Consider the following 20,958-nt stretch of genomic DNA (forward strand, 5'->3'; position numbering starts at 1 on the left):
CTCAGGCCTCCTCGGCGAGGGCGCGGTTTGCGCTGACGTAAGCGGTCAGGCTGTCGACACTGGCGAAATGCTTGCGGGTGTCCTTGGCATCGGCGTCGATCTTGATGCCGAAGCGCTTCTGGATCGCCAGACCCAGCTCCAGTGCATCGACCGAATCCAGCCCGAGTCCTTCGCCGAATAGCGGCTGGTCGGCTGCGATATCGTCCGGGCCGAGGTCTTCCAGACCCAGGGCGTCGATGATCAGTTGCTTGATTTCAAGCTGCAGTTGGCTCATCGAGTGCGAGCTCCTTTATGAAGTGTCGATGCAGATGATCGTTGAGTTGCCGCGAGGCGATAGGTGCTGCGCCACGGGCGGCGAACAGCTGCGGGTCGATATCTTCACCGACGCGCAGATGAAAATGAAAACGTCTTGCCGGAATCCGATACCAGGGCTCGGCTTTGGTCAGGGTAGTGGGCGTTACCGTAATCACCACCGGCGTCACCAAGCGCGCACCACGCAGCGCGATGGCCGCCGCGCCGCGATGAAACTGCGGCGCCTGGCCCGGTGTGGTGCGCGTGCCTTCGGGAAAGATAATCAGTGTCTGGCCTTGCCTCAGCGCATCGGCTGCTTCGTCGAGCATCTCCGCGCTGCCGTTATTACTGATGTACTGAGCCGCACGGATCGGTCCGCGAGTGAAGGGGTTGTCCCACAGGCTTTGCTTGACCACGCAGTTGGCGTCACGGATCAGTGCGATCAGCACCACCACGTCGATCAGCGAAGGGTGGTTGGCGATCACCAGTTGCCCAGGGCGACCGAGGCGTTCGGCACCCTCGACTTCATAGGTCAGCACGCCGCTGCGATACATGAACTGGACGAACAGCCAGAACAGGCGGCTCACGGTCTGCCGCGCGCGAAGGCGCTGCTCGGCTTTATCGCCGGGCAGAAGCCCCAGCAGAGGGAACACGATCAGTCGCAGGCAGAGACCGCCGACACCAAACAGCATGAACGACAATCCGGTCGCGACCAGGCGCCACAGCCAGGGCGCGCTGTATCGGCGGTTCAATAGGTTTGCTGCCAGTTCCATTGGCGGCTCTCCCAGGTGTTTTGAAAGGTCGGTTGGTCCTTGAGCAGTGCGTGGACCAGTTTGATCGCATGCGGGTGCGATGCCTGTCTGGCGGTTGGCTCTGCGGCTTCGAGGCTCAATTGCCAGGTCTTGCCCGGCTTAAGCAACAGCGCCACGGCATAAGGAAAGCTCACGTCGCTGATCCAGGGCGTATAAACCGTGGGGGGTTGGTCTTCGGCGACCACCACCAATACCTCGGAAACGCCTTCGCCGAGCAATAAGGCGGCTTCCAGCAAGGCATGCTCCAGCCCATCGCCTTCAGCGGCCAATGCGGTCATCTCGCTGCTGTCCTGCTGATGAATGGACCAGAGGCCGATGATCGCGTTGTGCACCGACAGACTGAACTGGGTAGGGGAAAGCGGCTCGTCGCTCGCCAAATCACTGAGGATGGCGAAGGTGCGCGCGGTCTCGCCATGACGGGAGGCATAGACCAGTGGCATCGGTGGCCGGCCAGTCGCCAGAGGAGTGGCCACGGCGAAGACCATGCGCGCCAGGCGACTCAGACGGCGACGTTGCATGGCCGGCAGGAAGCTGACGTCCGGTTGTGCGTCTTTGCTTCCGAGCTCGCACGGGTTCTGGGCCCAATTGGCCCAGTCATCAGTGCTTGTCAGGCCTGGAGCCCAAGCCTGCCATTGATCGATTTCGAATTGAATCACGCTGAACTCACCGGCTCATCCTCGAGCCTTTGTTATTGGCGTGTCGACGTCCCTGTACAGCGACTATCGGTAAATGTCGGCCGTGAAAACGGCGGCATTATCCAATCGCGCTGAAGCCTAGGCAAACGTTGCGTGACATATCCGGATAAAAGGCAGGCCTGGTGCACGGAACTGAAAGTCCGATTCAATGGTCTGTTCAAAGTTTGCCGGAGGTGGCCGGCGCACTCGTGCCATGCCGTGCTGATGCCAGCGTCGAACCCGCTTCGGCTTTTTCTTACGCCCGCTCAGCAGCCGGACAGGCTGCTGTCATATCCCTTGCTGTTGGAGCCAGGCCAGCAGCTGCGGCAACGGCATCGCGCCGCTCTGACGCGCGACCTCTTTACCGCCCTTGAACAGGATCAGGCTGGGGATCGAGCGAATGCCGAGCTGGCCCGACAGTTGCGGATTGGCCTCGCTGTCCAATTTGGCCAATCGGCAACGACCCTGCAGCTGAGCGGCGGCCTGGGCGAAGGTCGGGGCGAAACTGCGGCAGGGGCCGCACCAACTGGCCCAGACGTCCACCAGCAGCGGCAAATCACCCTTGATCTGGTTGGCGAACTGATTCTGCTGCAGCTCGAAGGGCGTGTTCGGCAATGCATCTGACTTGCAGCGTCCGCAGCGCGGCGCGTCACGCAGCCGATCGGTAGGGATACGGTTAAGGCTGGCGCAATGTGCGCAGGGGATGATCAGCGAGTCGGTCATGGCGAGGCTCCACAGCAGTTTGTCGCAATAATGTGGAGCCTCGCTGACCGATATCAAGCCTCGCTGGCGAACGGCTCTGGCGGCCTTAGCCCTTGGCTGCGTCCAGGGCCTGGGTCAGGTCAGCGAGGATGTCATCGATGTGCTCGATGCCAATGGACAGCCGGATCAGATCCTGGGACACGCCTGCCCGGGCGAGTTCTTCGGCGTTCAGCTGGCGATGCGTGGTGCTGGCGGGATGACAGGCCAGCGACTTGGCGTCGCCGATGTTGACCAGTCGCACGATCAGCGTGAGTGCATCGATGAAGCGCGCACCGGCCTCCATGCCACCTTTGATGCCGAAGCAGAGAATCGACGCCGGCGTGCCACGCATATAGCGGCGCGCCAATTCATGCTCCGGATGGTCGGCCAGGCCGGCATATTTCACCCACTCCACCTGCGGGTGTGCCTGCAGGAATTCGGCAACCTTCAACGCATTCTCGCAGTGGCGTTCCATGCGCAACGCCAGCGTCTCCAGCCCCTGCAGGATCAGGAACGAATTGAACGGTGAAATCGCCGCGCCCATGTTGCGCAGCGGAACCACCCGGCAGCGGCCGATGAAGGCAGCGGGGCCGAACGCCTCGGTGTAGGTAACGCCGTGGTAGGACACGTCAGGTGTATTCAGCAGCGCGAAGCGGTTCTTGTGCTGCGCCCAGGGGAACTTGCCGGAATCGACCACAATGCCGCCAATGCTGGTGCCATGACCGCCCATATACTTGGTCAGAGAGTGCACGACGATGTCCGCACCGTGCTCGAACGGGCGGCAGAGCATTGGCGTGGCAACGGTGTTATCGACAATCAGCGGTACGCCGTGACGGTGTGCGGCTTCAGCCAGTGCCTGGAGATCGATGATGTTGCCTGCCGGGTTGCCGATGGACTCGCAGAAGACCGCCTTGGTCTTGTCGTCGATCAGCGCCTCGAGCGCAGCGATGTCGTCGTGAGCGGCGAAGCGCACCTCGATACCCTGACGCGGCAGGGTATGGGCAAACAGGTTGAAGGTGCCGCCATAGAGTTTGGCCACCGAGACGATGTTGTCACCCACTTCGGCAATGGTCTGGATGGCATAGGTGATCGCTGCCATTCCCGAAGCCACAGCCAATGCCGCCACGCCGCCTTCCAGTGCCGCGACGCGCTGCTCAAGCACGTCGGTGGTGGGATTCATGATGCGCGTATAGATGTTGCCGGGCACCTTCAAATCGAACAGATCCGCGCCGTGCTGGGTATCGTCGAACGCATAGGAAGTGGTCTGGTAGATCGGCACTGCCACCGCACGGGTGGTCGGGTCCGGGCTGTAACCGGCATGGACGGCGAGGGTTTCCAGCTTCATGGGGCGCTCCTTGTTCTTGTTCATCGTGGCAAAGGCCCGAGAGCATGAAACCGAACGCCGGCATGGTCAATGACCCAGGGCAAGCCGCGCCATCAAAGTGGTGCGAGCGGCCAGAACAGCGGGATCACCAGCGTCGCGACAAACCACAGCAAGAGATTCAGTGGAATCCCCACCTTGAGGAAGTCGACGAAGCGATAGCCGCCGGCGTTATAGACGAAGGTGTTGGTCTGATAACCGATAGGCGTGGCGAAACTGGCGCTGGCGGCAAACATTACCGCGACCACAAAGGCGCGAGGGTCGATGCCGAGCTGCTGGGCGAGGCCAATAGCGATTGGGGTTACAAGCACGGCGACCGCATTGTTGGACAGGATCTCGGTGAGCACCGACGTGAATAGATAAATGAACCCCAGCATGAACAGCGGCCCAGCCCATGGCGTCAGGTCAACCACACTGGAGACGATCAGCTCGACCAGTCCGACCTTGTTCATCGCGACGCTGATGGCGAGCATGCCGAAGATCAGGCTGAGTATCTTCCAGTCCACCGCCTTGTAGGCGTCTTCGACATCGAGGCAGCGAGTGGCAAGCACCGCAGCCGCCCCCATGATGGCCAAACCTTCGATGGGCATCACGCCGAACGCCGCCAGCAGCATCACCATTAGCGTGGTGCCAATGGCAATCGGTGCCTTGTCCCGGCGATACGCACGCTCCTGCACCGCGTTGAGGCTGATCAGCTCGCCGTTGTCGGCGAAACGCTTGATCTGCGCCGGTGTGCCCTCGACCAGCATCACGTCACCGAATTGCAGTTGGAAATCGTCAAGGTTGCCTTGGATGTTTTCGTCCTGCCGGTGCACGGCCAGCACATTGATCCCGTAGCGGGCGCTGAGATCGAGGTCGCGCATCGGTCGGTGGCTATAACGCGAGTTGCGTCCGACGATGGCTTCAGCGAGCACTTCATTCTCGCTGCTGATGGTTTCGAAGGCATCGCTGCGGTTGAAGGTCAGATGACCGCTGCCGCGCAGCTCAACTACATCCTTGACCTGGCCGTGGATGACCAACACATCGCCTGCCAGCAAGCTGAAATCCTGTTCCGGTCGGCTGTGCAAATGAACCCCGCGGTTCACCTGCAGAACTTGCAGTCCGCTGCCACCGTTGAGGTTGGCGTCGGCAATGCTTTTGCCAATGACCGGCGAGCCCTGAGGGACGCGTAACTCGCTCATGAAGGTGCGGTCGAGCTTCGGCCCGAGCAGCTTGGACAGGGTATCGCGCTCCGGCAGCAGCCGCTTGCCGATGGTCAGCATATACAGCATGCCGGCCGCGGCGAGCACCAGCGCAGCGCCGGTGATTTCAAACATGCCGAACGGGGCGAGCCCGGCCTTACGGGCCACCCCATCGACCAGAATGTTGGTCGAGGTGCCGATCATCGTCAGCGTGCCGCCAAGGATGGTGGCGTAGGAAAGCGGAATCAGCAGCTTAGAAGGAGTGGTGCCGGCCCGCGTTGCCAGGGAAATGGCCACTGGTGTCAGGATCGCTACCACGGGCGTGTTGTTGAGAAAGGCCGAAATGATCAGCGCGGTAATTGTCAGGCCGCCGAGCACGCGGGTCGGGCTGGTGCCGACCAGTCCACCCAGCCAGTTACCCAGCGCATCGATGCAGCCGGTGCGCTCCAGCGCCGCGGAGATGACGAACATGCAGGCAATGGTGACGGGGGCGGAGTTGGACAATACTCCGAGCACTTCCGCGGGGGTCAGCAACTGGCTGGCGATCAACACCGCCACCGCGATCGCCACGACGATATCCGGGCTCCACGTCTCTCGCACGAAAGACACCAGCACCCAGAGCAACAAGGCGCAGACGAACAGCAGCGGCAGTGAATCGGAGAGCATGAACGTCCTTAACGTGGCGTAACGACCGGCCCAACACAGCGGCCACGCGCGAACGATAGGGGTGAGCCCTTAGAGAGTCTAGGAACGTTTATTCAGGTTTATATGCGGTTTGGCTATTTATCCCAAGGGTCGTATCGCTGCCCTGCGTGCAGGCATTTGCAGCCGGCGGCGGCAAGACAAACGAAAATAGCCGCGCAATGCGCGGCTTTCGAGGTGGTGGGCCCACACGGACTCGAACCGTGGACCAAAGGATTATGAGTTGCCTAGAAACGCTGCTAGCCTAGTGAAATCGGGCGTAGCTTAGAACAGATACAGTGAGCTGAAGTAGCGTGGTTGCTGGTGTTGAGCGTAATTTGAGGAAAGGACTACAAGCTGATTACTGTACCGTTAGCGTACCGTTGTTTTATCCTCAAAAACTTCCGGCCTGGCTGTCGAGACCCTTGTTCGACCATCTACCCAAAGTCGCCTTCCAGAACTAAAGCTCAGAGCAACCAGTTGGAGCGGAATCAGCAAGCTGTTACCGATGCAGAGAACCTCATTGCTCTGCATTCATGACCGCCCTTATATGACGAAGCTGAGAAGTTCAGCTTAGTGCAGCTTCGGTATGGTCTGTCCAGGATGAGTGGACGCTTGACACGGTGGATAATGCATTTGTTACTGCTGATTAGGCTCGGTACGCCTTCATAGCTTCATGCCAATGTGCGCTACGATCATTCGAGGACCGGTAGGATCCAACCGGAAATGCAGCCTGCCCGCATAAGGTGTGAACCGGGCATGTTTATCAAAGCACCGCGTCTCACCGTCGAGGTCGGTAAAGTTACACAGGCGTTGACGTTTTTGATGTTCACCAGTCACGCGGCTTCGCCACAGAGGCTCCGGTGATTCAGCGGGGTTCCACTCTGCCATCGCTTCCTGCAGCTCATCGAGCCGATTGCAGATAGCGCGCCACCAAGGATTGGTTGGCTCAATTGCTCTGAGCTGATCAAGCGCACCTTGGAGAAAGGCCAGATGAGGTAGTCGGGTGGTTCTATTGGCCTCGAAATCAGCAAAGTCCCGAAGAGAAAGCTTTCCTGCCGTGTCCAGCCAAGGGCGGTGCGAATTAACGTCATCAGATGTACATGTGTTGCGCACGTCAATGCTTGTTGTTATCAGCTCCAAATGCCCCTCGGGCATTTGCACGACCTCAGTGCGTTCGACGCTAAGGAGGCGCTGCTGCCAGTGAGCACTGTTGAAACTAAGCGCGAAACCGTCGAATAGGTCGGCAAGCCCCAACGCTTCTGCGACTTGCTCGCCAAATTTGTATTCCAGGTCGCCATCAGAATCGCGTGCCATCGGCAATCCATGTCGCAGCGGCGCGCGATTGACTGCAGCTAGTAGCGAGCGCGCGTCATCTTTGGTACGTGCTTCGCGCAAGAAGTCACCAAACCCATAGTTTTCCCCAAATCGCCAACTCGAGATCGGATTTTGAGTTTGCATAGCGAAGTCTTGGCGCCAGCGACGTACCGTTTGGACTGATCTAGCAAGCTGGATGAGCTGTTCAATCACCAACTCACGTGGAGAGTCGTCCGTAGGTGTGGAAAGCTCATTTAAGAACCCTAGCAAGGACATCAGCTGCACAGATCCATCAATGCGTTATCCCACTGGTCGAAGAAGCCCTCAGGCCAGAAGGACAGTCTTCCGTCAGGTTGTACGCTGGGGCTAACGAAAGTGCTTTGGCGAAGCGCTGGGTTTCGACTGAAGAAATGAATCTTCGCATTCGTATAATCAAGCTCACTGCGTTTTACCGCAAGCCGGACCCCATTTAGAAAATGATCGCTATGGGTTTCGACGATCACTTGAATTCCCGCTGACGCAGCTAGAGCCACGAGTCGGCCCATAGCCATCTGGCCACGAGGGTGGAGATGAGCTTCCGGGTTTTCGATGAGAATAAGGCCGCCTACTGGCGTTGCTAGGCAGGAGATAACGATGGGCAAGCTATAGGCGAGGCCAAATCCCACGTTTGTGGAGCGATAGGCGTTTGATTCGTTGACTCCCGAACCATATGTGAAGCTAAGACGAACATAGTCAGTTCCAACGACATCACGGACATCCAGGCGCACCCCGGGGCTGAACTCTTGCATCCACGCATTCACTTGGCTCAGTAGGCCCGGTGTAGTTTCAGACGCTTCCGGGTATCGGATACTGACCGGCACCGGTTGGTCACGAAAAATAGCCAGAAAGTGGGCTGCGAACTCCCCTTTCGCCCCTAGAGACTTATTTTGGCTTACTGCATGGCGGGATTTGGCTGAAATTGTCTGAGGGTTGACCCTATCTGCACGAAGGAACTGAAAGCGGTCTGAGAAAGGGGTTAATGTCGATTCGCTTGCTTTAAAACTAGCATTGGGCTCTAGGACGTCGGCCTGCTGAGCGTATGCTACGGTCCAAGAAAAGCGGGCACCGTCTTGAATGAAGCCAATACTAATTTCTTCTGAGTCGCTGTCTTCGTGCAGCACATCGGATCCCGCTCCTAGCTCAACAAAAGGCCCATTTAGCAGCCAGCTTCCACTGCTCAAGAAGCCAGCGTCTATAGACTGTCGCAGGACCCCCAATGACTGTAGCACCGTGCTTTTCCCGGAGCTATTTAGTCCCGTCAGCACTGTAAGCGGGGCAAGCGGGATTTCAGCAGACTTGAATCCTTTAAAGTTCTTCAGGGTCACTGCATCAATCATCCATCACGCTCCAGAATAATTTTTGAATCCTATCAAATCGGAGTCTTACTTTAGCCGGGTCACCTGTGCCTTGTGAAATCGCACGCTCGAACGCACGGTCAGCCATTAATTCAATGAACTGATCCTTCACTTGGTCGCTTCGCTCAACTAGCAGGTTCTGCTCATTGATCGACAACTCTGACAAGGTAACAGCCACTGCTTCGAATAGGGCTTTGTTTATTGGAAAGCGGCCATCATCTTTCCTGTACCGTTTACGGAACGCGTCGTCGCCAAAAATGTCGGCAGAAACTTCCATCGCTCTATCGAAGGCATTCTTCTGCAGTAGAAGCTCTTTTTCGCTCCATGTGTTGACCTCACGCATGGCTTGTCCTAGGAAGCGGTCAAAATCTATAGGTCGGAAGTCGGTGGCCTTGGTCAGCCTGAAAGCAATGAACCGCAGAACCAGCTCTCGGTCGCTCATTCGGTCGTCGCTTATAGCGTAAGCGGTGGCTTGGAGGAAGCGCTCATCTTTGGCCCAGTCCCTCAAGAGTGTTCGGGCCTGGCCACCAATGAGGGCATGACGTAATTCCTGCGCGGATAGTGGAATACCTCCTGTGTTAATCCGAGCGAAGATATTATGTTTCACTACCTCGGGGGTGCCATGACGGATCACGTGGACGACGATTTCAGTTTCCTCCAACCGTCGCATCATTTTGGGAGTGAGATCCTTGAATATCTTCCCATCGAACTGCTGCCCTAGATACTCAAGGCCAATTAGCTTGAGTTGGCCATCGCCCACTGTGCTTGGCTCGATGAAGCGAGCAATGGCAGTTAGTCGTTGAATCCCATCCACAATCGACCAATTTTCTTCTTCGTCCTCTGCTGCGTAGAACGTCGGCAATGGTATTTTAAGTAAGATAGACTCGATTAGTCGGCTTTGGCGAATGTCAGTCCAGATACCTCGGCGACGCTGGAATTCCGGATCGAGATCAACCGCCTTATGGCGCAGTCGTGAGATCATTAGTCCGATCGTCATAGATCGAGTCTGAACCTCGATTTCGTCTGGATCGAACGGCTCGCCAATCTCGCCTAGAGAGCCCGTTTGGTCTTCTCGCTCAAGCTCAACGCCAGTATTTTCGCCGAGTTGATTTCGTTCCTCGGAGATGGTTTGTGTATAAGCTTGGGGAGCTTCAGCGTTAGTCATCGCAAATCCTGCATATTAGTTACCAGCTTACCGTTTTGATTGAAGCATGCCTCGCTAATTTGCTCAGCGCGTACTTCAGTCCGGATAGTTAATTGAGACTCTATCAGTCTGGCTGCTTTTTCTACAGAGGCTCAGCGGGGCGGGGGCTACTCACGGTATGGAGTAATAGGGGACAGACCACGTTTACTAGCTGATTCCAGCACCTCAAAGGCTCTGCATGGTTCGGCACTTGGGAAACGCCGAGCACCCCCAAAACTGCAACCCCGCTTTCGCCCCTGACTTCACGGTGCGCATCAGTAGCGCGCTGCCGCATTTCGGGCATTGCCGCTCGGCTGTCGGATCGCTTCGGCGCTTAAGGTTTTGCACATGCTCGCGATGGGTGGCGAGTGTCGGCGCACGGCGGCCGGTTTGCAGGGCGTGCAGCATGGCTTCGACTTCTGCCGCGCTAAACACCGGCAGCTGAAATGACTGGATATAGCGGATAAAACCAATGCCCTGGGTCACGTTGGCCGGCACTTGGGTTTTGAAGGTGCTGCCGCCGACAAAGGTGACGACCGAGTGCAGGTGCTCGGGGTTAACGCCAAGTGTGGCCTCTAGGGCTTTGAGGTGCTTGTAGTTCTGCCGCAGCGGGTTCTGAAATTTGAAGGTGCGCTTGTAGAGCTTCTGCGTCCACAGCGGCTGTTTCTCGCTGCCAAAAATCCAGCCGCTCATGTTCTTCGTTTCCAGCACGAAGATGCCGTAGGGCGAGAGGAATACGTGGTCGATTTGCGTGGTGCCGTCTGGCGTGTCCAGCGTGACATTGTGCAGACGGCGGTAGGTTTGTTTGTCCAGCTGCCAATGAGCGAACAGCCGTACCAGGAGTTCGCCAATGTGACCTTTGGCCCAGGGCGACTTGAGCAGGCCGATCAGCAGTGCAGCTGGGATGAACCAAGCCAACATGCCCCAGACCTGCGCGATGACGGGAGTGAAGTCCATTTCTCTGCCTCGATTGATTGAGCAACTTGCTGGATCTTACCGAAAGCGAGTGTAGTTGAACGAACCTTTATTTCTGTTGATCTAGAGCTATTTCGATGCGCTGCCATTCGGGCTTTAGTCGATAGCGAAGATAGGCGACGAAGGCCCTATCTCGGAGACGCCTGAGGAAAGAGGACGTCGCGCTTGATAGATACGGTCAACTGCTTCTCCAAGCCAGGCTGAGTCGAACGCTGTTCTGATGGTGGAACGGCAGCCGCAGGTTCGAGTAGCAGGACGGTGAGACGTTAACGAGGAATTCCGTCTCGATGGCTTTGCGTTCATGGCCTTAAGTTTCCAGCAACGCTTGCAAACGAAAAGATGTTTCATTCTTGCATTTAATATATAAATATAAAGTAGACTTGCTGCTGGTTCGATTTTTGAGAAGGATGGTGAGTGGAAGTAGATCCCTAACTATCCGTAGATTATGAATGTGGGCGTAAAAAAGGACCCCGGGTATGCAGGTCGGCACTCCAGAAAAAGAAAGCGGTGGCTCCCTTTGGGTTTTGGAACTCATTAAAAACCACTTCGCCTGGATTTCGGCAACAGTGGCAGCCATGGCACCCATTGCTGGTATTTTTAGTCTAGTCGTTTATGTTAACTATATCGGTCGACCCGATGTGCTTCTACGCTCATTACAGTTTAGTCCGAGTTTGATTGTTCTTGTCTTGGCATTCATTCTATTTTTCGTTGCGATAGTTGGCAGCATGCTCATCACCTCGTATTTCTTCTCGCTCGTGCCTGCGTGGCTTCGACCGAAACCTGAGTATGGTGATTCGTTTACTCGCAGGCTATTCGGCGTGACGGTGCTGGGGATGCTTGGCATCGTTTTTATCTTAGGGATCGCCTCTCAGTTAGATCGCACTCTTGAAAGCCCATGGTGGCTGCTAGTCGTTTTTATATTGCCCGCCGTTTTCTCCTGGCCATTCATCAATGGACATCTGGACAAAGCGGAGTATCTGGCTGCTCCATTGGCAATACATAAGGGGATTTTGGCGTGTGTCTTGCTGACTATCCTTGTTGGTGTAACTGCACTGCTTGGTATCTATCCTGCTTGGTATGTGATGAGATTTTATGAGGGGCGTTCGGGAATGTCGGGATTGACTGAAGCGCTTCTTTTTTGTCTTTTAACAATGGCCGGCTCTTTAGCGCCGGCCGTTGGTTATTACATGTCGATCAATAAAAATAGAGCGGCACAGGTGAAGTCCGCGTTAGCCGGTGTGTTGATTTTTTTGGGTATACTTACTCTCACTGCTCCCCCTGTATTTAGTTTCGCATCAGTGGGGTCTATGAGTGTTCTGGGTTTGAGTGATCGTCAAGTAAGAAAGTACTTGGTTAGCAGCGAGGATTACCCCGCTGACTACCTCAACCAGTTGAGCTGGAATGCAACAAGCGATGGAGGAAAAAAATATACGCTAGAGGCCTTCTCGCTTTATGAGTTCGGACCTGTGACCCTCCTCTGTCCTGCTGCGATGCGGACTGTCAAAAACAATAATCTCAAGGACCATACTAACCTGTGTATTGCGTTCAAGAGTGATGCCGTCCTTCCCTTACACGCCATAAGTGACGATATTTGATATGACATCTGGAATTTACTGAACAGAATGATGCATATCCATCTGCTGTCCGATCTGCACAATGAGTTCAGCCCATTTTCTCCAGAGCCCCTGGACTGTGATGTGGTCATTCTGGCGGGCGACATCGATGTCAAAGCACGCGCTGTTGAATGGGCAGGCAGTCCTTCTCTGGGCCGGTGTTGTACGTGCCCGGCAATCACGAATTTTACGGCGGGCACCTGACGCACACCCTGCAGAAACTAAGGGCGGCGCAGGATGATCGCGTGCGGGTGTTGGGTCGGGACGAAGTGATTCTGGCCGGCGTGCGTTTTTTGGGGGCAACCATGTGGACGGATTTCGCCGCTACCGGTAACCCGCCGATGGCGTGCATGAGTGCGCAGAATTCTATGAATGACTTCCGACAGATCCGCACGGAAAGTTACAGGCGCATCCGGCCCGCTGATTTGGTTGCCCAGTCAGTGCAGACGAAAGATTGGCTGCGCATGAAGTTGTCGGAGCCATTTGGTGGGCCAACGGTGGTGATCACCCACCATGCGCCGACGCTACGCTCTCTTCAGAGCAACCCCCATGCCGGCACTCATATGGATGCCGCGTATGCCAGCCGCTGGGAAGGTCATATGGGGGCCGAGCAAATGGCACTGTGGGTCCATGGGCATTCACACACTGCCGTCGACTATGACTTGGCAGGTACGCGTGTGGTCTGCAATCCAAGGGGGTATCCGGGCGAAGAGACTGGCTTTCGCTCGGATTTGATCATTGAGATATAGCCCGCTTGGGTAACACAAGAACAAAAGCACAAGGCCCGGATTTACCGGGCCTTTTGCAGAGCAGGAAAGCTGCTTGAGGCTATTGAACGTAGCTCTGCGCGAAGGCTGCAATTTTCTGGGTGGCCTGATATTCGACCAGCTGCAATCCGCGGTCTAGGATGCACTCTTTGGCTACCTGTACCGCCTTCCTGTGGCGCGCAGAATCATTCTCTGCCGGGGCCGCAACCGGGATCAGTACGTTCTTCAGCTCAATAATCCCTTCCTTCTCGGCGCGTGCGAATTTCATCAGCCATTGTTCGCAGTGATCGAGAATTGCGCTTGGCTCCGCTTGGTCAAAAGCCAAAGGCTTGATGGCGGCCACGACCTTGTTGCGGTGAACCAGAGGCAGATGCAGCTTGATCAGTTCACCAGTCAGCGTCTCATCCCGGAAGCTACGAATAGAGGCTTCCGTAAACAGGGTGCGAATTTCACGAACCATGACTTCTTCACGACGATCACGAGCCATGCCTTGACGTTCGATATACCGACCAAAAAGCTCCTCAAGAGTGACATCAAAGTTTTCCACCAGGATTGAGCGCATGGGGCTGAAGCGAATCAGCGACTCCTTGGGCTCGGTCAGGAAGCGGAAGTGGTTAACAATTTGGCTTTCTTGTGCTTCTGCTGTCATCGCTCGCACAGCATCCAGCTCGTTCTGGGCTATTTCCATGGCCTTGGCGAACAGGTTGTTGCATTCGAAGAAGCGATTGACCCGTTTTAGATTTTTACGGGCGAGCCTGTACTCCATGCGCCCAATGGCCGGGGCCGAGAGAACGATGCCGACATTGGCGAATTCTTCGGTTTCGGCAAAAGGCGCGAAGCGCACGATGCTGTAAAGACAGGCGTATTTCATTGCAGGACGCTCCAGAATTCGTCCGAATTGCAGCGCATCAGGTTACTTTCGATTTCTTCGAGCAGAATGTCGAGTCCCTGTTTGCCTATAGATTCACACCATTCATCAGGTATGTCTGAGCATAGGTCACGAAAGCGCTTGGCAGTGTCGTGCATCCGCTGGCTGTATTCAACTTTGTCGACCATATCCATGCGCCATAGCCGATTGCTTGGGCCAAACACATGGCTTTGGGCGAAGTCCTGTACATCCTGAGGCCACTGGAATGCCTGGTTGTGGTCAATCAGTTGCAGCTGATTGTCTGTGCCGCACATCAGCAAATTGGGGCGACCGCCAAAAGGGCCTAGCTGACGATCACCATTACCAACCCAGTAATCAAAGGTGAAAACGGCTTTTTGCAGGTCGACAGGAACCTGCAGTGCTTGCGAATAGAGCAGGTCCGCAGCGTCCGCGACATAAGCCAAGGCGAAGCTGTCACCAGGCCCCAGGTCGCTGCGTGCTTCTTTGTCGTAGCGCAGTAGGCCGGGGTCAATATAGATATAGCCGTGCTCGGGGATTGGCAACCCGAAGTCAGAGGCCAGGCGGGCGCACAGCAGCTCGGCAATACGTTCGGCGGGCGGGAGTTCCAAACCCTTTGCCACATAGTGTTTGCCGTTGCTGGCTCTGCATAGGAAGGGGCGCGTCATACCGCCCTCCAGCCGCCGGATGATCTCCACCGCTTCTATGTAGTTACCCTTGGCCATTGACGACTTCCTTATGCATCAGCCGGCCAGACGATACTGATCTGCGTCCTGCTGCACCATGCCCAGTTCTTCAAGGGCATCCAAAACGGCCTGAACGGCGACCTTGGGTGAGCGTTTGAAGTGTGCGGCAAGGGCGTCGGCAGGTAGCGGGCTTTGGCTGAGTGCATGGCGCACGGCAGCTACCTGTTCGCGCATTTGCTTGGGCCAGGTGAGTTTGCCGGTGGCGGCTGCGGCGGCAGGGATGGATTCGAAATCCGTTGTGTTGTCTAACACCGCTTCGCTTTGATCCGGCACGACGGTGGCGCTCGGGTTCTGATACTCGGGGCGCAGCCAGCGGATGTGGCCGCGGGCTTCTTCTGCGGTTCGCTCGATATTCAACGCCACCAGGCGGGACAGCAATTCTTCTTCGGCTTCGGCCTGCGCCTCGGGTTTGTCCGGCAGCGGCGTGGTAGCGCCAGGCTTGCCCACCAGTTGTTCGGCCAAATCATCCCAGCCATAGGCGGCGAAGACGGCGCTATCCAGCTCGTCGTGCAGTTCGCGCAGCAGGGAAACCAGGCCTTGTTCGTGGATGGTCTTGTCTTTGGCGTTCAGAGGCTCGCCGGCTCGCAGCTTTTCCAGCACGTTGTACATGCCGGTTAGGGTCAGCTCGGGGTACTGTGCTTGCTGGCGTTTGCGATGGGCGTCTAGGCGTTCGGCGAGTTCGCGGATGTGTACCTGTTGTTCTGGCAAGGCATCCGGGAAGGGAAATGTCTCAAAACAACGGGTTTTGTTATAGCGAGGGTCATTGCCGACACCGAGCCGGCCACCAGCTGCCAACGCCCAAACGACATGCACACGACTGGATAGGATGCCGAGATTTACAGCATCGTCGCTGGCAATATTGATCAGCATGTTATCGGGCAGTATTTCTGGACTCAGGAACTGAAAAGTTCGGTGTTTTGTTGTCTCTACGGTGGCGATATAGCGAGGCAGGTTCGCCAGCTGTTTGCGTAGCTCTTGGCGAGGTTTGCCAAAGAGCCACCAAAGGGCAGCGTATCCTGCGCCATCTTTGGTGCCTCCCTTGCTGTCCCTCTCTGGCTTTACTCGCTCCAACAAGTGTTGATAAACAGCCGGATATTGCTCGCGAACCTGGTCGGCAGTGAGCCCGAAGAGGTCGATAACCATGACCCCTCGCGGTGACTGCGCAAGATCACGCCCATTGCGATAGGCGCGAATGTGATTTTCAATATTAGGCACAGTGCCGAGCCCCATTTTGACAGCATTGTCGGGGGTGACAATAAAGCCTGATCCATGCAGTTTGACGCCCGGCGAGCTAAGGCCAAGGCAAGCAAGCAATGGGTTTGCCCCAGAGACATTTGCCCCGGTTTTGAGGTCGGCAAATAGTAGCCCTTGCTGTTCTTGCAGATTGACCTCTATTTCGTCCTGATTCTGTTCGCTACTGAACTCGTCACGTACTTGTAGCAAGCGGCCATTACTTGGATTGGCCGAGCCTACTGTCATGGCAATTCGCACCTGCGCGCCATCTCCGGCATCCACCCAAGGATGGTCCGGTATGGCGAAGGCCAGTGACAATGGATTCTTCGCGTCCAGCTGCGCCTGTACCACGCGCCTGTTAAAAGTCTGCTTGATGCTGTTGGTGGTGATAAAGCCAAAGCGCTGCACTTGGCCTGCACGCACGGCCTCAGCGGATATGTGCCACCAGTGCATGACAAAGTCCGCTGATTCCGGCACCTCAGGCCAGGTGCTGCGTACAGCATCGACATAGCCATCGCCCAAGGCACGACGCATGGTTGATGCGCCAATGAACGGCGGATTGCCCACTATGTAATCCGCCTGCGGCCACCCTGCCTTGCGTGGATTGCGATAGATGTACTGCTCGACCTGCGACGACTCATCCGGCACTTGTTCGCCGGTAATCGGGCTGGTCTTGGTGGTAATGCCATCCCAGCGAGTAATGGGTTTTCCGGTTTCATCGCGCAGCAGTTCCACGGCATCGTAGGCAATAAGTGCATCGCGGTGCTCGATATTGTGGAAGTCACGTAGCACAGGCTCGGGCGGGTTGACCTTTCCGTGGGTGCGGAAATGCCATTGCAGGTAACCGATCCACAACACCATTTCGGCGATACGGGCGGCGCGTGGGTTGATCTCCAGACCAAGGAACTGGTGTGGGTCGACAGTGAGGCCTTCGGTGTCCAGCATGCCGGTTTGGCCCAAGTCCCCTAGCAGGTTGAGCACTTCGCCTTCGAGGCGCTTCATGTGCTCCAGAGTGACATAAAGGAAGTTACCGCTGCCGCATGCCGGGTCGAGTACACGCACATCGCACAAGTGGCGCTGGAAGGCTTTTACTTCTTCAACGGCTTCCTTGTGCTTGCCCAGGCTTTCGTAAGTCAGCGCGGCGGCCTGGACCTCTTTCCACTCGGCGCGCAGCGGCTCGATAACGGTGGGCAGTACCAGGCGTTCAACATAGGCGCGCGGGGTGTAATGCGCGCCCAGCTTATGACGTTCGCGAGGATTTAACGCACGTTCCAGCAAGGTGCCGAAGATGGCCGGCTCCACATAACGCCAGTCGGCCTCGGAGGCCTTTAGTAGCAGTTCCATTTGATCGCGGTCGAGGGCGATGGCTGACGCCTCGGCGAATAGGCCGCCATTGAACTTGAGCAGCGTGCTTTCCAGGATCGGCGAGAAGCCGCCGCTGTTCATGGTTTGCCAGAGGTGTTCAAGCATCGGCGCGAAAGTGTCGGGCTTGTTCTTCAGGCGCTGCAGAAGCTCAGTAAAACCGCGTTCGGGCAGCAGGCCAACGTCCTCGGCAAACATGGTGAACAGGGCACGCATCAGGAAGCTGGAAACCAAATGCGGAGAGTGACCAGCGGCCTCCAGGGACTTCGCCAGTTTGGCCAGTTGGTCGGCAATTTCGCGGGTGACTTTGGCGGATCGTCGGGCCGGGTCAAGGCTGAGTGGATCAAGCCATACGGCGCTCAGGCGCTCGCGCACGTCTTCTTTGCGCAGATCTTCCAGGCGGATGCGGTGGCTACGTGAATCCGGGTAGGGCGTGTAGGTGGCACCGGAGCGGCTGAACTCGGCATACAGCTCGATGTTGCGGCCAACATCCACGACCAGGATGAACGGCGGGCGACCTTCTTCGGCGGGGAGGGCGCGGGCGTACTGGTCGGCTTGGTTGTGGGCCTTGAGCATGGCCTTGTCCCAGCCGGAGCTGTCCAGGGTCTTGCCGGTTTGCTTGGCCTCCAGCACGAAGCTGCCGCGCTTGTAGAGGTCAATAAAACCATTGTTGCTGCTGCCGTCAGGCTGGTTGATGACTACGCGGCGCTCAAACACATAGGCGTTGTCGCGGGTTTCGTCGCCGGCAGGCTCTGGCAGCGGTAGCCCAAGCAGGCTGCATAGCTCGGTGAGGAACAACTGGTAGTTGGCGCGCTCAGTACCGCCAGCCTTCTGCCAGCGGGCCAGGAAGTTGTCCAAGTGTTCCATCACGGTATTGCTCCGACTACGAGAAGGGCAAGGATTCTAACGGAGCGGCACTGCCTAGAGTAAATCTGCGTAGCCGGGCAGTTGCGGTATGGCTTTGGTCAGGTTCGCTTATTCAGTTGCTGTAGGCGGTTAAGAATTTCCTCGCGAGCTCGTGGAAAGTAGATCCAGTTTCTGTACTTAGGGTTGTACTCGCCGCCTAGCTCGTTACGCCAAGATTTCAGGAGCTCAGTTATCTGAGGGTTATATGCCAGCGAGCGGACGGCCACAGAGCCTGTAGGCAGGATTCTGGCTGATAGCCACATATCCATGACCGTGAATCGGTGCTCGATGCATTTTGCTGCGGGCTCGGTTACCGGTGGTTTGAGAAGAGCGGGTAGCGAAGCTGCTACTGGCAGAGCACCCACTGGTAGCGCCTCGGGGTATACCCACGATTTGTTGTGGGTCTGCATCAGGATGTGAGCCTTGACCTCTTCGGAGGGGATGGGGTGCTTGCTGAATAGCAGTTCGCTGAGATCAATTTCGACCGTGTTGGTACCGGCGTCTTTAATCCGCTCCAGCTTTTCCTCGCCAATAAACGAGGTGACGGCGACCTCAATGAATAGCTGTCCGCCGTCTTTCAGGTGGGCGACCAGGTCGGGTTGGAACCCTTGCTGCGGGACTTCTTCATCCACTCTTTCGAAGTCCCACCAGCTGGTTTTGTCCTCGCTCTCCGGCCAGATCCCAGGCATCGGCGGAAGCTGCAAGCCGAGCTGGTTGCGGATGACTTCTTTGGCGTATAGGTGCAGCAGGCTTTCTCGCTGGATGAAGCAGCTTTCCTTGTTGGAATGATGGGAGAAGTGATGTTCACGAATCAGGCCCTTTCGAGCGACTACCGGTTCGCCGCAGCAAGCGCAGGTGCAATTGCAGGCAAGCCCACGCATGGCGTTTTCGATAGTTATCAGTTGGCCGTATGAATCGAGTGCAACGAACATGCTCATGGGCAAAGCCTCTGGTGTCAGGACGGCTTCTAGAGTCATGATTCGAGCGGGGCCAAACATCCCCCCAACCTCATGCAAAGAGGTTGTGCGAACGTATGGAATACGCTTCAGCCCGCTAATTGCGGGCCTTTGGAGATTATGTGCTGGATGTGATGCGCTGTTTACAAGCCGAGCTGAATGACGTTCCAGCAGACAATAAGGCGTACCGGGTTCTTCAGTTTTTGGTGCAAGCCAAGCTCGACGAGCTAGGTAAGAACGTTCGCGAACCCCAGCAGTACACCCGCACCGCTTTGCTGTTGCATGTCGAGGGGGAGCGAAAGGGCAGGACATTGAACGCAACGACATGGCTACCACCAGGCTTGCTGGAAAGGTTTCTCTTGTCGCGCCGTTCTTCGTTGTGCGCACGCTTACGACAAGCCGGTTTGGAGCAAATGCCGGTCGTTCGTGCTAACGAGGGCAAGGGCGGCAAAGGTAACGAGCGAGCATTCTGGCTGGATGTGGCTCCGCTACCTGACCTGACGGAGCCGGCCGAGCAACAGTCGTGGGATTGGATCAAGTACACCCGGACTGCTCCAGGTGAGGTCCGGTCCAGTCTGTTGCTCCGCCTGATATTCCGGAAAGGGGAGCTAAAAAACCGAAGCTGGCGCGGCGTGTTGCTGCTGTCTGGTATCTTTTTTGGGGTGTTATTGCTCGCGCTTTGGTTGATTGCTGGCATGTGGAGTGCCGCTGCTCTCGATCAGGCACTGACGCTGCGGCAGTTAGGGAATGTGGCTTTCCTCGCAGTGGCGAGCTGGTTCATCTGGTCGAACTTTTATGCCCCCTGGTGGCGCCTGGTTGATGACCGTGTAATTAAAGCTCCAGTTGCGCTGCTTTCGGTTTGGGAGGACTCCGCTGAGGTGGAAATGCATCGTGATGGCGGAGGATACAAATGGACGAGGTTCGTTCGCTTTAGTGGCGACTGTCCGATTTGCAGCGGGCGGGTGCTGCTGATGCCTGGTAAGCCTGACCAAACTCTTCCGCTGGTGGGGCGATGTATTGAAAGCCCCTTCGCGCATGTCTACAGCTTTGACCGCGTAAGGTTGTCTGGTTTGTTCATAGGCCCGATTCTCCATCGCCCTACGTCCTCTGGCCAACAACATACCGCTGATGGTCCGCTCCGCTGTTCGTAATCTGCGTTGGTTTTGATCCTTTTGTAGCGCTCGGGCTACAAATGTAGAGGATATGACAGTAACTGTAGCCTCTGGGCTACAGCTTCGGTGATGCGCAGCGCGAGATGAAACGGAGCGGGCGAGCATGTGTGGCCCAAGCCGGGCTGGGCTGCTTTTATCGTGATGAAGAACTCCCACGGCAATGATAAAGGTGCGCGGAATTGCTTCGGATCGTAGATCCGGGGTTTCAAAGGGGAGCCCCCTTTGGCACCGGATGTGTATACATCCATAGCGTGCCTGTATTTGATATTGCGTTTGCACTAAGCATTTGCTCTGCGCGGATTTAAGCCATTTGTAGGGCGTTTGTAGGCGGTTTGTCAGGAGTCAGAACAAAATTTGTAGCAATGTAGGTAGTTTGTCCGGTAGTTGTCAGGCCTTTGTCAGGCTTATGTCAGGTGTGCTGGGTGTTCGTATGCCACGGAGCAAAATGCGCGGCAACGAGGCTTCAAAAAACACTATTGAACTGAAGAGTTAAGCGACAGCGTGCGTGATGAAGAACTCCCAAGCGCTCATCTGCACACGTTGCGAATCAGCCCCAGAGGAAGTTTATGGCCCAGCTCATTGATTACGATCCGGTGGACTTGCCCCTATCAAACCGGACACCGCAACCCTGTTAAGTTGATGTTACAGCCAACCGCCTGAACTCCCGAGGCGAGCGGTACTTCAGTG

16 protein-coding genes and 1 pseudogene are annotated in these 20,958 nt (G+C 56.4%); 3 read left to right on the forward strand and 14 right to left on the reverse strand.

Features of this window, described 5'->3' with window-relative positions:
• Window position 1: 1 nt before the first annotated feature.
• The 10 genes from BUE09_RS17975 to BUE09_RS18020 form a co-directional block, all read right to left on the reverse strand.
• The gene (locus BUE09_RS17975; protein WP_064481364.1) at window positions 2-274 is read right to left on the reverse strand and encodes a phosphopantetheine-binding protein; all 273 of its coding nucleotides are present in this window, start codon (window positions 272-274) and stop codon (window positions 2-4) included.
• Window positions 255-1,064 (reverse strand): lysophospholipid acyltransferase family protein, encoded by an 810-nt coding sequence (locus tag BUE09_RS17980; RefSeq protein WP_064481365.1) that lies wholly within the window; start codon window positions 1,062-1,064, stop codon window positions 255-257. The genes BUE09_RS17975 and BUE09_RS17980 overlap by 20 nt, the downstream gene beginning before the upstream one ends.
• Window positions 1,040-1,759, reverse strand: coding sequence for a beta-ketoacyl synthase chain length factor (locus BUE09_RS17985; RefSeq protein WP_073303112.1), 720 nt, complete (start codon window positions 1,757-1,759; stop codon window positions 1,040-1,042). The genes BUE09_RS17980 and BUE09_RS17985 overlap by 25 nt, the downstream gene beginning before the upstream one ends.
• A 306-nt stretch (window positions 1,760-2,065) precedes the next feature.
• Window positions 2,066-2,500, reverse strand: coding sequence for a thioredoxin TrxC (gene trxC, locus BUE09_RS17990; protein WP_064481367.1), 435 nt, complete (start codon window positions 2,498-2,500; stop codon window positions 2,066-2,068).
• A gap of 85 nt (window positions 2,501-2,585) precedes the next feature.
• Window positions 2,586-3,863 (reverse strand): bifunctional O-acetylhomoserine aminocarboxypropyltransferase/cysteine synthase, encoded by a 1,278-nt coding sequence (locus tag BUE09_RS17995; RefSeq protein ID WP_073303114.1) that lies wholly within the window; start codon window positions 3,861-3,863, stop codon window positions 2,586-2,588.
• 92 nt (window positions 3,864-3,955) lie between these two features.
• Window positions 3,956-5,746: an SLC13 family permease gene (locus BUE09_RS18000; RefSeq protein WP_073303117.1), complete on the reverse strand. Its 1,791-nt coding sequence runs from the start codon at window positions 5,744-5,746 to the stop codon at window positions 3,956-3,958.
• 681 nt (window positions 5,747-6,427) lie between these two features.
• Window positions 6,428-7,354, reverse strand: a complete 927-nt coding sequence (locus BUE09_RS18005) for a hypothetical protein (protein WP_073303119.1) — start codon at window positions 7,352-7,354, stop codon at window positions 6,428-6,430.
• Complete coding sequence (locus tag BUE09_RS18010; RefSeq protein ID WP_073303121.1) at window positions 7,354-8,454, reverse strand: DUF3696 domain-containing protein; 1,101 nt, start codon at window positions 8,452-8,454, stop codon at window positions 7,354-7,356. Before BUE09_RS18010 ends, BUE09_RS18005 begins: the two co-directional genes overlap by 1 nt.
• Window positions 8,447-9,637, reverse strand: a complete 1,191-nt coding sequence (locus BUE09_RS18015) for a DUF262 domain-containing protein (RefSeq protein WP_083380631.1) — start codon at window positions 9,635-9,637, stop codon at window positions 8,447-8,449. Before BUE09_RS18015 ends, BUE09_RS18010 begins: the two co-directional genes overlap by 8 nt.
• A 204-nt stretch (window positions 9,638-9,841) precedes the next feature.
• A complete protein-coding gene (locus tag BUE09_RS18020) occupies window positions 9,842-10,612 on the reverse strand; it encodes a nuclease-related domain-containing protein (protein ID WP_073303123.1) in 771 nt (256 codons plus the stop codon).
• 494 nt (window positions 10,613-11,106) lie between these two features.
• On the opposite strand from BUE09_RS18020, the gene BUE09_RS18025 reads away from it, so the two are divergent.
• Together BUE09_RS18025 and BUE09_RS18030 are read left to right on the forward strand one after the other, a co-directional pair.
• Window positions 11,107-12,225 carry a hypothetical protein gene (locus BUE09_RS18025; RefSeq protein ID WP_073303125.1) on the forward strand — a complete coding sequence of 373 codons (1,119 nt, stop codon included), beginning with the start codon at window positions 11,107-11,109 and terminating at the stop codon, window positions 12,223-12,225.
• A 30-nt stretch (window positions 12,226-12,255) separates the two neighbouring features.
• Window positions 12,256-12,992: pseudogene (locus tag BUE09_RS18030) on the forward strand (metallophosphoesterase).
• Window positions 12,993-13,071: 79 nt separating this feature from the next.
• Here the strand turns inward: BUE09_RS18030 and BUE09_RS18035 are convergent.
• The 4 genes from BUE09_RS18035 to BUE09_RS18050 all read right to left on the reverse strand — a co-directional run bounded on the left by BUE09_RS18035 (window position 13,072) and on the right by BUE09_RS18050 (window position 19,081).
• Complete coding sequence (locus BUE09_RS18035; protein WP_073303127.1) at window positions 13,072-13,881, reverse strand: DUF3037 domain-containing protein; 810 nt, start codon at window positions 13,879-13,881, stop codon at window positions 13,072-13,074.
• The gene (locus BUE09_RS18040) at window positions 13,878-14,621 is read right to left on the reverse strand and encodes a HipA family kinase (protein WP_073303129.1); all 744 of its coding nucleotides are present in this window, start codon (window positions 14,619-14,621) and stop codon (window positions 13,878-13,880) included. Before BUE09_RS18040 ends, BUE09_RS18035 begins: the two co-directional genes overlap by 4 nt.
• 18 nt (window positions 14,622-14,639) lie before the next feature.
• Window positions 14,640-18,104: a class I SAM-dependent DNA methyltransferase gene (locus BUE09_RS18045; protein WP_073303132.1), complete on the reverse strand. Its 3,465-nt coding sequence runs from the start codon at window positions 18,102-18,104 to the stop codon at window positions 14,640-14,642.
• 98 nt (window positions 18,105-18,202) lie between these two features.
• The gene (locus BUE09_RS18050) at window positions 18,203-19,081 is read right to left on the reverse strand and encodes a competence protein CoiA family protein (RefSeq protein WP_073303134.1); all 879 of its coding nucleotides are present in this window, start codon (window positions 19,079-19,081) and stop codon (window positions 18,203-18,205) included.
• A 140-nt stretch (window positions 19,082-19,221) separates the two neighbouring features.
• Between BUE09_RS18050 and BUE09_RS18055 the strand changes: the two genes are divergently transcribed.
• Complete coding sequence (locus tag BUE09_RS18055; protein WP_073303136.1) at window positions 19,222-20,250, forward strand: hypothetical protein; 1,029 nt, start codon at window positions 19,222-19,224, stop codon at window positions 20,248-20,250.
• Window positions 20,251-20,958 lie beyond the last annotated feature (708 nt).

The organism is Stutzerimonas xanthomarina DSM 18231 (genome assembly GCF_900129835.1).
In the GTDB taxonomy this organism is placed as follows: domain Bacteria; phylum Pseudomonadota; class Gammaproteobacteria; order Pseudomonadales; family Pseudomonadaceae; genus Stutzerimonas; species Stutzerimonas xanthomarina.

Excerpts from the sequence above, each read along its gene's own strand:
- BUE09_RS17975 (WP_064481364.1), bottom strand. The coding sequence starts at position 274 with ATGAGCCAACTGCAGCTTGAAATCAAGCAACTGATCATCGACGCCCTG.
- BUE09_RS17980 (WP_064481365.1), bottom strand. The coding sequence starts at position 1,064 with ATGGAACTGGCAGCAAACCTATTGAACCGCCGATACAGCGCGCCCTGG.
- trxC (WP_064481367.1), bottom strand. The coding sequence starts at position 2,500 with ATGACCGACTCGCTGATCATCCCCTGCGCACATTGCGCCAGCCTTAAC.
- BUE09_RS17995 (WP_073303114.1), bottom strand. The coding sequence starts at position 3,863 with ATGAAGCTGGAAACCCTCGCCGTCCATGCCGGTTACAGCCCGGACCCG.
- BUE09_RS18000 (WP_073303117.1), bottom strand. The coding sequence starts at position 5,746 with ATGCTCTCCGATTCACTGCCGCTGCTGTTCGTCTGCGCCTTGTTGCTC.
- BUE09_RS18005 (WP_073303119.1), bottom strand. The coding sequence starts at position 7,354 with ATGTCCTTGCTAGGGTTCTTAAATGAGCTTTCCACACCTACGGACGAC.
- BUE09_RS18010 (WP_073303121.1), bottom strand. The coding sequence starts at position 8,454 with ATGATTGATGCAGTGACCCTGAAGAACTTTAAAGGATTCAAGTCTGCT.
- BUE09_RS18015 (WP_083380631.1), bottom strand. The coding sequence starts at position 9,637 with ATGACTAACGCTGAAGCTCCCCAAGCTTATACACAAACCATCTCCGAG.
- BUE09_RS18020 (WP_073303123.1), bottom strand. The coding sequence starts at position 10,612 with ATGGACTTCACTCCCGTCATCGCGCAGGTCTGGGGCATGTTGGCTTGG.
- BUE09_RS18025 (WP_073303125.1), top strand. The coding sequence starts at position 11,107 with ATGCAGGTCGGCACTCCAGAAAAAGAAAGCGGTGGCTCCCTTTGGGTT.
- BUE09_RS18035 (WP_073303127.1), bottom strand. The coding sequence starts at position 13,881 with ATGAAATACGCCTGTCTTTACAGCATCGTGCGCTTCGCGCCTTTTGCC.
- BUE09_RS18040 (WP_073303129.1), bottom strand. The coding sequence starts at position 14,621 with ATGGCCAAGGGTAACTACATAGAAGCGGTGGAGATCATCCGGCGGCTG.
- BUE09_RS18045 (WP_073303132.1), bottom strand. The coding sequence starts at position 18,104 with ATGGAACACTTGGACAACTTCCTGGCCCGCTGGCAGAAGGCTGGCGGT.
- BUE09_RS18050 (WP_073303134.1), bottom strand. The coding sequence starts at position 19,081 with ATGAGCATGTTCGTTGCACTCGATTCATACGGCCAACTGATAACTATC.